Annotated in this window: 14 protein-coding genes; all 14 read right to left on the bottom strand. The window is 34.9% G+C overall.

Annotation, left to right across the window (positions count from 1 at the left end; translation table 11 throughout):
- Positions 1 to 19: 19 nt before the first annotated feature.
- Positions 20 to 463 carry a hypothetical protein gene (locus PAT01_RS01765; protein ID WP_096041681.1) on the bottom strand — a complete coding sequence of 148 codons (444 nt, stop codon included), beginning with the start codon at positions 461 to 463 and terminating at the stop codon, positions 20 to 22.
- A 42-nt stretch (positions 464 to 505) separates the two neighbouring features.
- Positions 506 to 1165 (bottom strand): hypothetical protein, encoded by a 660-nt coding sequence (locus PAT01_RS01770; protein ID WP_096739597.1) that lies wholly within the window; start codon positions 1163 to 1165, stop codon positions 506 to 508.
- A 167-nt stretch (positions 1166 to 1332) separates the two neighbouring features.
- Positions 1333 to 1602, bottom strand: a complete 270-nt coding sequence (locus PAT01_RS01775) for a hypothetical protein (RefSeq protein ID WP_138576464.1) — start codon at positions 1600 to 1602, stop codon at positions 1333 to 1335.
- Between the two features lie 594 nt (positions 1603 to 2196).
- Positions 2197 to 3660, bottom strand: a complete 1464-nt coding sequence (locus tag PAT01_RS01780; protein ID WP_154944535.1) for a hypothetical protein — start codon at positions 3658 to 3660, stop codon at positions 2197 to 2199.
- Between the two features lie 126 nt (positions 3661 to 3786).
- On the bottom strand, positions 3787 to 4821 hold the full coding sequence (locus PAT01_RS01785; protein WP_138576468.1) for a hypothetical protein: 1035 nt from the start codon (positions 4819 to 4821) through the stop codon (positions 3787 to 3789).
- Positions 4822 to 4888: 67 nt separating this feature from the next.
- A complete protein-coding gene (locus PAT01_RS01790; protein WP_096739593.1) occupies positions 4889 to 5329 on the bottom strand; it encodes a hypothetical protein in 441 nt (146 codons plus the stop codon).
- Between the two features lie 73 nt (positions 5330 to 5402).
- On the bottom strand, positions 5403 to 6095 hold the full coding sequence (locus PAT01_RS01795) for a hypothetical protein (RefSeq protein ID WP_138576470.1): 693 nt from the start codon (positions 6093 to 6095) through the stop codon (positions 5403 to 5405).
- 40 nt (positions 6096 to 6135) lie between these two features.
- Complete coding sequence (locus tag PAT01_RS01800) at positions 6136 to 6759, bottom strand: hypothetical protein (RefSeq protein ID WP_096739592.1); 624 nt, start codon at positions 6757 to 6759, stop codon at positions 6136 to 6138.
- 61 nt (positions 6760 to 6820) lie between these two features.
- Positions 6821 to 7246, bottom strand: coding sequence for a hypothetical protein (locus PAT01_RS01805; protein ID WP_138576472.1), 426 nt, complete (start codon positions 7244 to 7246; stop codon positions 6821 to 6823).
- A gap of 91 nt (positions 7247 to 7337) precedes the next feature.
- Positions 7338 to 7760: a hypothetical protein gene (locus PAT01_RS01810; RefSeq protein WP_096739590.1), complete on the bottom strand. Its 423-nt coding sequence runs from the start codon at positions 7758 to 7760 to the stop codon at positions 7338 to 7340.
- Positions 7761 to 7824: 64 nt separating this feature from the next.
- Complete coding sequence (locus PAT01_RS01815) at positions 7825 to 9834, bottom strand: IPT/TIG domain-containing protein (protein ID WP_138576474.1); 2010 nt, start codon at positions 9832 to 9834, stop codon at positions 7825 to 7827.
- Positions 9835 to 9973: 139 nt separating this feature from the next.
- The gene (locus tag PAT01_RS01820; protein WP_138576476.1) at positions 9974 to 11182 is read right to left on the bottom strand and encodes an ABC transporter permease; all 1209 of its coding nucleotides are present in this window, start codon (positions 11180 to 11182) and stop codon (positions 9974 to 9976) included.
- The gene (locus PAT01_RS01825) at positions 11175 to 11963 is read right to left on the bottom strand and encodes an ABC transporter ATP-binding protein (RefSeq protein ID WP_024033559.1); all 789 of its coding nucleotides are present in this window, start codon (positions 11961 to 11963) and stop codon (positions 11175 to 11177) included. Before PAT01_RS01825 ends, PAT01_RS01820 begins: the two co-directional genes overlap by 8 nt.
- Positions 11960 to 12772, bottom strand: a complete 813-nt coding sequence (locus PAT01_RS01830) for a DUF3025 domain-containing protein (protein WP_154944537.1) — start codon at positions 12770 to 12772, stop codon at positions 11960 to 11962. The genes PAT01_RS01825 and PAT01_RS01830 overlap by 4 nt, the downstream gene beginning before the upstream one ends.
- Positions 12773 to 12838: the final 66 nt, after the last annotated feature.

Genomic DNA, 12838 nt, shown 5'->3' on the forward strand with positions numbered 1-12838 from the left:
TAATCGTTAAAAAATTGTTTTAATAGGCGTATTCGAACTCAAGTGGCTCCACTGTTTGTGTTTCGTAATACCTATCTTCAGACGAAACCATAAGCTTAGCTTTTACACTTATAACCGCTTTATTCCCCTCTAAAAAATTGAGTTTTACATGTTCGTACTCAGAGTCGACTCTATCACCTACCCCACTAATGCCATCATAGTCACACGTTACACTCAAAGTAGGTACAATTCCACTTTCATCTATGGCTTGTTTGTTTTTAAGTACATCGATAGGAAAGTCCACTTCGCAGATTTCATCTTCTTCGCCACCTTCTATTTCTAAAAATAATCGCGGTGGTGTTGTATAACCTTCATATAATTCTTTTGGGGCTTCGAATTTTTGTACACCAACAATATTTATAGTGCCATTGCCACACCCTGCTAATAATAAAAGTGATGCGCCAAGTAGACTTATATTCTTCATTTATATTCCCACTAATTTATATTATCTAAATTGAAAATTTAATTAAGTTAAAAACAACTGGTATAAGCGTATTGCCATCACAGTCGCTACAATAAGTAACAGTGTGTTAGCAAACCAAACAGGCACTTTTTTTATTAATGATGTTTTAAAAGTAACCTCTACACCTTTAGTTGACTCAAGCCAAGCTACTAACTCTGGTAACTGAAGTACTGATAACCGGTTAAACTGTTGTTTGGTATTATCATCATATTCAACTTGTAAACCTGTAAAAATATGAAACCTCCCCTGTTCAACATGACTTTTGGGAAACGCTTTTACAGTTGCTTTAATTGGTTTTATACCACTGACAGGAGCGATACAGCCACTGGCTTTATTTACTTCAATGGGCTGGGCTTTTCGTTTGCTATCATGAACCCAAAGCGCTAGCCTAAAGCCACTTATCAGCACCATATTAATCGGCGCTGACACCAACACCTGCGTTTGTAAGTGAAATGCTTGATGTGTAGGTTGCGGGAAAAAATCAATACCCAGCAACCCAAGTAACACAGACACAATTAAGTTTACCAAATAAAAAATAGTCCACTGGCCGATGGTTTTTTGTGGCCAATAGCCTGTATTTTTTAAGCTGTAGTTGCCGCCCTGTGCAAAAGGCTGCATATTTTCTACATTATTTGTAATTAATTTTGATAACGAGTCTTTCATTAGTTAACCAAATACCACTTGCCATCTTCCTTTATATAATCGAAAACAATTAATGAACTATGTTTATATCTTTTTAGATCATAATAAACTATGAAGTGTGTATTGAGGTTAGGAAAAAAACGTTTTTGCATTCGAGAATCAAACTTTTTGTAACCAGACCTTTTTGTTTAGAGCTCAATACTGTCCCATTTATGTTCATGTATATCGCCTCTTTTATGTTCAAACAAACGTTCAACTTTACCTTTAGAGTATTCTTCCATTGCTTTGCCCAATCTTGGGTGGTATTGGGCTAAAAATTCACTACTGTCGTTTACTAGGTAGCTATCAACAATTGCTTTACTCATTGTTTTAAGCTCGTCCGGTACTTCATCAGCAAGTGCTGAGAATGAACATGCTAAAAATATAAAACTACTTAATATTTTGGTTATTCTTGCCATAATAATTTCCTTATTGCTGTTAGGCTGTAAAACTATAGATCTAATGCCAGCTAATTTAATTGCCATTATTAATTTTTCGCCTATTCAACATCTCTCCACCAGCGATACTCGCTGTATTTAAAAGTTCATGGTATTTCTTATCAAGTATTTTATAAGTGTTGGCTTGAGTACTAATATAACTTGCTAAATTTAACACCTCTTTTAACTGCTTTAGTGCGTCATAGAACTTTAGGCTATCTGCCTTAGAAAGCACTCGATCTGGCCTAAGATCAAACCACACACTAGATATTGCAAGGTGTAAAGGTGAAAAGTCATTTTCTAACCCTTCTAGATAAATATAATACGGATAATTTTCACCTGATTTATTCTTAACAAAAAAGCCAGAGTAAAAATGGCCACTTGTATTTATATTTGTTGTTCCGTTAGTGAAATTATAATCAACACCAGTAAACGAGCTTATTATAATATCACTCGATATCGCATCAAATTCATTCGCTAAAATGATTTCCTTAGTTGATACAAGTTCAAACTCAATACTATTTGAATAACCATAACTTGTTTTAACTTTTAGCTCTCCAGAACTAATTGTTTTAGTTACTTCAAAATTAACTTGTTTAAAGATATGGAATCTGGTGTGTACTCTTTATCACCAATCACTATTAAAGAGTCAGGGTAAAAGTAATCACCTTGAATTGTAAGTGTATTTCCTAAACTTGAATTGATTGCTAAATTACCTGCCAAAGTGGCTTGTTCGGCGATAATAATTGGCGTACCTTTTGGTGACAAACTAATATCAAGAGTGTTACTTTTATAATGTCCATTTGTATAAAAAACAGACTTAGCACCAAATGGTACATTAAATTTTAATTGATTATTTTCAACTGTTTTAGGTAAATTTATAAAGTGGTCATCGAACTGAATAACTAACCAGCCAGAGGATTGTTTACCATTGTATTTTATAATTGCAGATTCATTCTCAATAACTAAATCAGGTATTAAATACTGATTTAGATAATTATAATTTAAATTTACTAAATCCATATTTTCTGGGCTGAGTAAATCTGCAGTGCCGATTTTTTCTACTGGGTTTTGATCGTGTGAATCTATGACTAAATCACCGTCATCATCAATATCTCTGTAATCTGGCTCACCGTCAAAATCACTGTCTTTTAATCTGCCATTTGTAGCAAAAGTTTCATCAAGTACGCCATCGTTATCTGAATCTGTATCAAAACGAGACAGTAATCCATCTGAGTCATTATCTTTTATTCCTTCGCGCTCATCTAATATCCCATCTCCATCTGAGTCAGTATCCTCCCAATTTGGAATACCGTCATTATCTATATCTTGGGCAAAAACACGGTTATGCTTATAAATATAATATTCAGCCGCATCCTTAGCGCCATCGTTATCTTTGTCGCTTTTATTTAGGTTACTCATACCAAGCGCGGCTTCAGTAAAATCAGCAATGCCATTAACATTCAAATCTTCGAAAACGCTAACATCATAACTATAAGACTGCTGCCCGCGGTAATGCTCATCAGACAAAGACAAATGATAATTGCCAGGTTCACGAATTTGATACGAAGCAACAAATCTCAACTGCCCAAACGACGGTGAAATATCCTTATAAGCTTGTAATGAAGCATTATCTTTACCTAAAATAAATGCTCGTGGGGTGAAGTTAGGATCGGTTGCATGAATAACTACGCTTATAACCGTTGGTTCTTCAATATTAAAACGAAATGTGTCTTTATCTTCTTTTTGACTGATAATACCCTGAGCCAATAAAGGTAATAAATTATTTTCATTATTAGCACTAATATGAGAATTATTTGGCTCAAGATCCTCGTAGGTAGTCCATTGACTTAGCTCGCTATTGAAAGGGCTAACATCCTTTTCATCAGACACGCCATCGCCGTCTTCATCTTTGTTTTTCCACGTGCCTACATGCGATGACGATTGGACTGTTTTTGCGTGGACGTGTGTTGTATATGTTAGAGAGCTAACAGCACAGCTTACGCTTAGTAATGAGATATAAAATAGAGGTATTTTCAAGAATCCATCCTTGTTGATTAGTCCGCTAAAGTAACAATTATTTGCCTAAAATTTATTCTTTTTTAGTTTATGATGTCATCGTACCTAATTTAATACAACCATTCAAACTTACATATCTATAGGCACCTAGTTATTGATAGATTTTGCAAACCAATCATGTATGGCGATACTGTATTTTCTTGGTAAGTTATAACCTAAACAAATCGTGCCAGATTTAGTTAGCAGGTAAGTCCTTCGCGCGACTTTGGCAGCGCCCCACACATCGTCTAGCTTTATAACTTTGTTTTTGACCCCAGTAGCTTTAACTATTAAATCGCCATTGCTTACGTTAAACCGCTTACGGCCCATAACTAACATACTTAAATAACCCCCTAACACAATGAGTACTACCGATAAAACTGACTGTAGAGCGGCTGGTAAATATTGAGCTCCTACAAGGTCTGCATGGTTAAATAAAAACCAAATAGTAAATAATGTAAACAACCAAATTAGCATTAAGAGCGAGCAAAATTGCGGTGATGTAACGGGTCTGGCAGTTATTATTAACTCACCACCGTTACTTTGTTTAAAGTAACGGTCATTAGGAATATCAGCTGACTCTGTGCTTTTAGTTTTTAATCCATCAATACTTAATTTATGCCTACGATTACCAGCAACCAACGCCAAATCAGTATCAAAATGCGCCTCTAAAAAAGCAACTGATTTTAAAATATCTGAAAGTGTCGCAACGTTCATTGTGAGCTCTGGATAACTAAAAAACTTCATTGAAAAATGTTCTAGTACTGGCTTTTCTGGATCAAAGAATTTTTCAAACTCACCGGTTGTAAAGCCACTTACTTCAACAAGGGATAACTGTGAATTAATAATATGCTTTTTTTTAGTAACAAAGCCAAGCCAAGAGCGTGTACTGACAATATCTTTATTTTTAGCGCTTAGTATTACTTTATTGACTTTTAATACCGGCGTGCACAGCACCAAACCCAATAAAATTATTATACTGGACCAAACTAGCTCGCCTGTTTCATATATACCTATAACACTAATATAAATTAGCCATGCGCCTAAGCACATTAACAAAAAGTGAAATATAACCCCTGAGACTCCGCCATTATCTGTAAATATTAGCTGCTCATTACTTTGTTTTTGTAATTTATAACTCATTGATACACCAACACGACAAATGAATTTTTAATGATGAAAAAGGAAGGCTAAGCCTTCCTTATTGAGTTTAAGGTTTTTGACCTAAATACCAACGGCCATTTTCTGATTGCTTAAAATAACAGAGGCTTCTTTTAGTTTTATCCATTTTCCCAGCTTTAAATTCAAGCCTAATAGTTTTTGTGGCTTTTCCTTTGTAAGCTCCTTTTTCTATATTATTACTGATCTCTAAAAATTCATACTCAGTGATTGGCTCGTCACCAAACTTTTTGGTATGGTCATCAAACCAGCTTTTCTCAATTTTATCTTCCATATTTTTTACTGATTCAGGTAATAAATAAAAAAACAGTGCGGGATCATTTTTTAAATAACTGTTTACCATATAATCTTTACATACTGATTTTAAATTTTCATCTGAACCATCTTCAACTCCATGAAAACGCTCCATTGCAACAGTTGATGCACTAAATAAGCACCCTACTATGGCCGTTATTAATGTTTTATTTTTCACATTTATTCCTTGTGTTTCATTATTTTTAACCGCTACGCCAATTTAACAAAGTTAAAATATCAATTAACAGCTATCAAATTAAGTATGTTTGAACAATAACAATACTTGTAAGTACAGTTACAAAAAGTGCTGCAAACATAATTGCTATAGCCTTAATGACTGGTGGAAATAAATAAGATACTTCAACAGCTGTTCTTTTGACCATTACTTCTATTATTTCAGGCAGCATAAAAAGGTTTATTCGATTAATTGTCAGCGTGTCTTTATTAGTAAATAAAAATGTAGCATGAGTAAAAAATGGGAGTTTAATATTTTCATGGCGACTAACCGTTCCACGAATACGCTTTACTATGGTGTAATCAAATTTACCCACGGTTATTTCTTCAATATCCCGATAGTAAAACTTTTTATTTACACTACCAGTGCCTTTAAATTCAAAATAGTCTTGATACAGAGTAATTGATTGTTTGTTGCCACGTTTAAAAAACAGAAACGCGATTAAAACAGCAAAGTAAAAGCCGGTAAAATAAAGTACAACATATTCAGGCCTATTATTAGTATCGTACACCCTACCTTCACTTATAAAAAAACAGGTTAATAAAAACCCAACAATGTAAGCTACTACACTGTGTAGGTAGAGTTGTTTTTTAGTAAAGTTATTTAATAAAGGGTACGTTGTTAAATCGGCCTTACTATCTTTCTCAAGGCGTTCATCCGCGTTATATGAGTTAGTTAATCGCCTAAATTTATTACACAAAAAGTCCATAAAGCCTCTTTTATAAAATCAGAAATCCCTTGTGATAGGGTTAGATAAAAAATAACAAAATCATCAAGCAAAAAATGATTAACAATAAAAAATACAGTGGGAATTTTGTAATTAATGAAGTTTTGAAATCAATACTTACACCATGCTTCTCTTTTAACCAATCTACAAACTCAGGAAGCTGTAATATCGATAAGCGATTAAAAGCCTGTTTTTTATTGTTCTGGTATTCAATTACCGCTCCGGTAATAATTTTAAACTCAGTACTTTTAGTCGGAAATGCTTTTACCGTTACTTTAACCGGCTTAGTTAATTCAATGGGTTCTACACAGCCTGTGTGTTTATCTACGGTTAAATCTTTGGCACATTTAATACTATGGTTAACCCATATAACAAAGCGGATTGTATTTATGAGTAATAAATTTAAAACTATTGATTGGATTAGTTGTGGATCTGAATAGGTAGGATATTTATTGGGGGTAAGGTCTATGCCGATTAATCCAAAAATAACGGCAACAAGTGTATTTATTACAAAAAACATCAACCACTGTTTTGTTGTTTTTTGTGGCCAGCGCCCCGTATTTTTTAGTTTATAATTATCATTATGTGCAAAAACAGGCATGTTTTTTACATTGTTATATATATAGTGCGAGAGTGAATCTTTCACGTTTTAAAGGTTCCTTCTTCTAGCGTATTGCGATGCAGTAAAAACTATTTAGCTAACCAATTTACAATGAATATTCAAACTCTACAGGGCCAACAGTTCTTGCTTCATAACTTACACCATGATCCGCCACTAATTCACCATGAAAATTAAGCGTGGCTTTATTTCCACCAATAAATTTAAGTGTTGTATTAAAGTACTCTGATGTTATTGGCATGCCTACATTTTTATAGCCATCAAACGAACACCCAATCATTAAGTTGTTAATACCTGGGCCATCGATCTCCGCTTTGTTTTCAAGGATTTTACCGGGGAAACTTATTTCACAGTATTCTTGTTTATTATTTCCTTCGATATTAAAAAACACACTATGGAAAGGGTGACCTTTATCATCAGCTGGTTTAAACTTTTTAAACGAGGTCATTTTAATTTCGCCATTGGTGCAACCCGTTAATAAAACTAAACTGACGGTAATCACTATATTGCGCATACTGCTCCTTTTAAAATTAAAACTTGTACCAATTAAAAAGCACCTTATTTATTAAGCTTTCAGTAAATAAGGTGCTTAATGACTACTTTTATTAAATGCTCGTTTTATACCATTTTTTTGTATCTTTATCCAAACCAAACTCACAAAGAAAATAAGAACGGCCAGTTTTTATATTTAAAAAGCCAATTCCCACTTGAACTTTTTTTTCTATATCAAACAAAAAGTTATTTTCATTTTCATTTATAATTATGAATTCTTCAGGTTCATAACCTGCTGTTTTAATAGACTCATTATACTTATCTGCTTTTTTTAAAAACATTTTATTTAAGTACTTTTTAGCTTTTTCTTTAGCTTCAGCATTGGGGTGAAAGTCCTTTATATATGAATCAAAATCCTTGTTCACAATTTTTATAGCATTGTCGTAGCACTTTTGAACAAAAAAATCTTTATCGGGTACCGCACTCGCGGAGTAAGAAAAAAATAAAAACAATGGTAATAATTTATAGAGTTTCATAATTATCCTTAACTAAGTTTTGGTTTTTACTGTTTGAAAATAAATAACTTATTGATGCTGCTTATCAGTTTGATATTGAGTCTTTTGAACTCGCTATTGCTTTATTTAAAAGTGAGCGGTACTTGGCTGAATTATCATCAATATAACGAGGGTTACTTAAATTTGCTTCAATAAAGTTGGCAAATACTTTAACGTCTTCGTTAGAACTAAGCGCGTTAAACTCTTCTTTCCAATTAATTTGTTCTATATTGTTACCTAAAGCACCGCTATACCATACAGAAGATGCTGCTATATGAATTGGCGTAATCAAAATATTTTTATCTGATTGAAAAACCATAGTATTAATAAATTCATAGGGCTCTTTGTTCTCGTCAATATAAAGCGCCATAACAACATCACTATCACCGCCAAAAATATAATTAACGTTTAAATCATCACCAAGCTGCTCTTCTTGATTTATCGGTGATTTTAAAGAAGTAACTAATAATGGTGCTAATATCTTATTGGGTATGTTCAATTGGCTGTAATCTAAAAGTACTTCATCACCAATTTTAACTGTGACTGTATTACTTGTACCATAAGTTGTTTTGGCTGTTAATTTAGCTTGAGATCTGACGCCGTCAGGAACAACAAAGGTCAACTTTTCGGTATTTATAATTGAAGGTTTAGTTTTTATATTATCAATAAAAACAAGCGTATCATCAGAAAAATGTTGTCCCGATAGACTTAAGGTGTCACCCACCGAATAGTAATCAAGTTCTGGTTTTAATATTAATGGAAGGTTACGGTTTGATTTAATCACATTAATTGAATTGGAACGTTTACCCTTAGCAAAAAAATACATAGATTGGGTATGCTCAGGCAGCACAAAGGGAACATCTAGCAATGATGATACTTTTTTATTGATAGGTGGTAAATTATTAGTTCGTTTGAATACGAGTATGCCCTCGGTTTCAAGTCCTCTACCCTTTATTTTGTGCGTCCCATTCTCTACAAAAAGCCCATTATACGAATCGCCCTTAAAAATATAATCTACAGTACTTATATCTTTATAATCAGCTTCGCCAGGGAAAGTTGAATCAACTATTTTTAATGGTTCAGCGTCATTTCCATCAAGTAACCCGTCGTTATCGTCATCAACATCGGCGTAATTTGGTACTCTGTCACCATCAGTATCGGCTGGAAAAGAAGTAAGAATATCCTTAAGTTCATTTTTATCGAGATTGCCATTGCCATCTGAGTCAACGTCTACAAAGTTACCCAAACCATCTTGATCTTGATCTGAAATGCCTTCAATTTTATCTGGTATACCGTCTGCATCACTATCGTCATCCAACCAATTAGGAATACCATCCAAGTCAACATCGTGTGAATATGTATTACCATCTAAATAAACATAAAATTCTGTACCGTCAAAAATTCTATCTCTATCTGAATCTATATCGTTAACAATTAATCCAAAAGCTGACTCTAGACCATCATCTATGTAATCTATATCTACATCAAAAAAGAGTTTTGCTTTATATGTAAAATCAGTATTCCCTCGCGCATCAACATCAGTAATAGCTAAGTAATAAGTATCTGCAGCAGGAAGCGTAAAATTAGCAGCGGCACCAATATTTCCAATAGCAGTAAAGTTTGATTTTATTTTTTCTACCGACGAACCATCTGAATTGAGTATAAAAATGTTTGGTCTGAAAATTGTGTTTGTCGTGTTTAGTACAACAGATACACGTTCTGCTTTATTTGTTGTAAATTTAAATAAATCTAAATCAGCTGTATGCTGCACTACACCTGAAACAAAGTATGGGATCTCTGAAGTCAAGTTTTCTGCTTTGGCTAAATTGTCGTTTAATTCCGTTTCTTGATAGTACTTTGCTTTAACTAAGTTTACATCAAACGGATAATCGTCCTGCTCATCAGGCACACCGTCAGCGTCTTCATCATTATTTTGCCACGTGCCTACAGGTGGTGGCGATTGAATTGTTTTTGCTTGAGCGGGAATTGTATAACTTAGCAAACTAAAAGCACTGCTTACGCTCAATAGTGAAAAGTAAATGAGGGGTATTTTCAAGAATCCATCCTTGTTTTGTGTTCCATAATTCAGCCCATAACCTTAAACTATTTAACGACTTAATACAAACTGCTTTGAAAGAAGTAGCTTAAGAAACAAAAAAGCACCAATACAGTGGTGCTTTTTATAATTAACAATTTTATCTGAAAAGAACGTCTTCGCGGTTAAACCACTTAACACAAAAGGTAAGTAACGCGCCGGCTATAATAGCTGTTGCTAAAAATATTAAGCCTACAAGGGTGTAATCTACCGTGCCTTTAACAATTTCTTTAATTGCGAGAGCTACATTAGTAACAGGAATAAAAGCAGTTTTAGCTGTTAGCTCTACATTAGGCATAATGGATACAATGATGGGAAAAAACACCCCCATACTTAATGGTGCCATGTAGTTTTGTGCTTCTTTAAATGTACGAGCATAAATAGATATTGCTAACGCCAATGCTGAGAATATCGCGGCAATAGGTAATAACAATACAAAAATCATTAATAAATCACTTACCGCTAATGTGCTAAATGCTGTTTTAATTACTTCTAGGTCTGCAAATGCAAGGGCTACGGCTATCCACCCGCCCATACTGAGTACAGTTATAGTTGTTGATGCAATTGAGGTTGTCAGTAAGGTTATAAATTTGCCTAGTACCAGCTCGGTACGCGTAATAGGTGTAAGCAATAAGGTTTCTAATGTACCGCGCTCTTTTTCACCTGCACCTAAATCTATTGCTGGGTACGTAGCGCCCATAAGAACTATAGGAATCAGTAGGTAGGGCAAAAAGCCACCTAGTTTTTCACCTAAGTTTTCACGTTTATCGGCGGTATCAACCTTAACTACTTCAATAGGGGTTAAAAGTGCTAAATGGGCTTCTTTTTCAATACCAAAACTGATTAATTTTTCTGTTTGTAATGCATCGCTATATTCTTTGGCGAGCTCTTTTACACGCTGAAATAAAAAGTTGATAGATTTAGCATCATTAAATACCACTTCCCACTTACTTTGCTGGGCATCATTTAAGGCTTGTTTAGCGTTAGTGGGTAAATATATACCCATGTCTATATCACCTGCGATTACCCCTTCTTTTAGCTCTTCAATGCTATTAAAGGTTTTAGCACCTTTATAAAGTTCAAAGCTTTTATGATAAAACACTTTTTCGGTAAACTCTGGCGCGTAGTCGCCATTAATAATGGCGTAGGTATGTACCTTTTGTTCAGCATCGAGTGCCGCTTGAGAGCTAATAAACGCCATAACGGCAAATAATAAGGGAAATACCGCAACGGGTAGAGCGACTACAAACAACAAGGTTTTTTTATCGCGTAAGAGTTCTGTTAATTCCTTTTTAAAAACTTCAAACATCGTGTTTCTCCGTTAATATGTTCATAAACGCTTGGTTTAGCTCTTCACTATTACCTGCCTGTTTGAATTCAGCAAGCGTGCCATCAAAGCAGCTTACGCCTTCATTAATTACCGCAACACGGTCACATAAAAGGGCTACTTCATCTAAATGGTGCGTTGAAAAAATAACAGGCGTGCCTTGCGCCTTTAAGCCTTTAATAAAGTTTATAACCGTTTGTGTGGTCATGATATCAAGGCCTGTGGTTGGCTCATCGAGTACCACCACTTCTGGGTGATGTACCACAGCACGGGCAATATTGGCTTTTTGCTTCATGCCGGTAGATAGGTTTTCTGCACGTTTATCAATAAATTTATGCATGTCGAGCAAAGTAAAAAGTTCTTCACAACGAGCCGCTATTTGCTCTTTGTTCATTCCATGAAGCTTTGCAAAGTATTCAATATTTTCTTTAACGGTCAGGCGACCATACAAACCAGTTGAACCGGATAAAAAACCAATAGACTTGCGCCCTACTAACGGCTTTTTAATTATGTCGTTGCCGGCAATAGTTATTGTGCCTTCATCGGGCTTAAGTGCAGTTGAGAGCATACGCAATGTAGTAGTTTTACCCGCGCCATTAGGGCCAAGTAACCCTAACACTTCACCTTTTGCACATTGAAAGCTGACATCTCTTACTGAATGAAAAAAATCTTTATCTTCACGCGGGTCTATATCATCAACTTTATTTTTTTTATGATCCTTGGTTAACTTAAACTTTTTTTTAAGCCCTGCGACTTCTATCATTTTCGTATCCTTCGTTTAGCTCTAAAGTAATCGGTATTATCATAGAACGATTCATTCTCATTTGCGTCATGCCATCCTGGTACACCTAATAATGGCAATGGAGAAAGCTGTTTGTTATCGGCTAAGCAATGCTCTATTTTTATCTTCTCATAAAGTACTTGGTCTAGGTACTGATATTGAGTAACTAAATCTTTACAAAATATTTCATCCGGTACACTTACAAATAACGCTTTACCCGTTAAACCAATATAGGGTTTTGTGAGCATTTCATAATTAGCGTGGCCAAACATAAAAGGTTGTATTGTTTTGCCCCACTCTTCTCGATGAGTTATAAATGCCGTTTTCCATTGGTGCTCTGTTAAAAGTGTTTGCCACTTAGTATCACTAATGGCAAGCACCACGCCGCACTCGTCAAATAATGTGAGTGCATTACGATGTTTAGTACGTTGCTTTAAGCCATGCTGCGCTATTTCTTGTACGTGACGCTGATTAATAAGCGCCTTGGTTTTTGGAAACAAACACCAAATAAAGCCACCAAATAAGTCGTGCCAATTTTTACTGCGTGTTGGCACTACGCCAGTTTCAAAAATGACTTGCTCGTAATAGCGCTCACCAAAATCAACGTTTGCATCGTCTTCAAACGTTATTGGGAGGTTATTAGCATTAATGGCATTCAAATACACAGTGAACCAGTCAGGGGTTGGCCAATCAGTTTGTTTATCAATATTAAACAGTGTTCGTAAGTGCTCAAACGCACCGCTTTTCAAACTACTAACTTGCCATTGCTCGGGCGGAGTAAAGCGCTTCATTTATACCTTTAACAATTTATGCTGTTAATTTGCGGGCAGTTTACCGCAAAAACTGGTTCTAATTAA

The sequence above is a fragment of the Pseudoalteromonas atlantica genome (genome assembly GCA_007988745.1).
Lineage (GTDB): Bacteria > Pseudomonadota > Gammaproteobacteria > Enterobacterales > Alteromonadaceae > Pseudoalteromonas > Pseudoalteromonas atlantica.

What these genes read in the sequence shown, in the direction of transcription:
- PAT01_RS01765 (WP_096041681.1), bottom strand. Translation starts at nt 463, where the DNA reads ATGAAGAATATAAGTCTACTTGGCGCATCACTTTTATTATTAGCAGGG.
- PAT01_RS01770 (WP_096739597.1), bottom strand. Translation starts at nt 1,165, where the DNA reads ATGAAAGACTCGTTATCAAAATTAATTACAAATAATGTAGAAAATATG.
- PAT01_RS01775 (WP_138576464.1), bottom strand. Translation starts at nt 1,602, where the DNA reads ATGGCAAGAATAACCAAAATATTAAGTAGTTTTATATTTTTAGCATGT.
- PAT01_RS01785 (WP_138576468.1), bottom strand. Translation starts at nt 4,821, where the DNA reads ATGAGTTATAAATTACAAAAACAAAGTAATGAGCAGCTAATATTTACA.
- PAT01_RS01795 (WP_138576470.1), bottom strand. Translation starts at nt 6,095, where the DNA reads ATGGACTTTTTGTGTAATAAATTTAGGCGATTAACTAACTCATATAAC.
- PAT01_RS01805 (WP_138576472.1), bottom strand. Translation starts at nt 7,246, where the DNA reads ATGCGCAATATAGTGATTACCGTCAGTTTAGTTTTATTAACGGGTTGC.
- PAT01_RS01810 (WP_096739590.1), bottom strand. Translation starts at nt 7,760, where the DNA reads ATGAAACTCTATAAATTATTACCATTGTTTTTATTTTTTTCTTACTCC.
- PAT01_RS01820 (WP_138576476.1), bottom strand. Translation starts at nt 11,182, where the DNA reads ATGTTTGAAGTTTTTAAAAAGGAATTAACAGAACTCTTACGCGATAAA.
- PAT01_RS01825 (WP_024033559.1), bottom strand. Translation starts at nt 11,963, where the DNA reads ATGATAGAAGTCGCAGGGCTTAAAAAAAAGTTTAAGTTAACCAAGGAT.
- PAT01_RS01830 (WP_154944537.1), bottom strand. Translation starts at nt 12,772, where the DNA reads ATGAAGCGCTTTACTCCGCCCGAGCAATGGCAAGTTAGTAGTTTGAAA.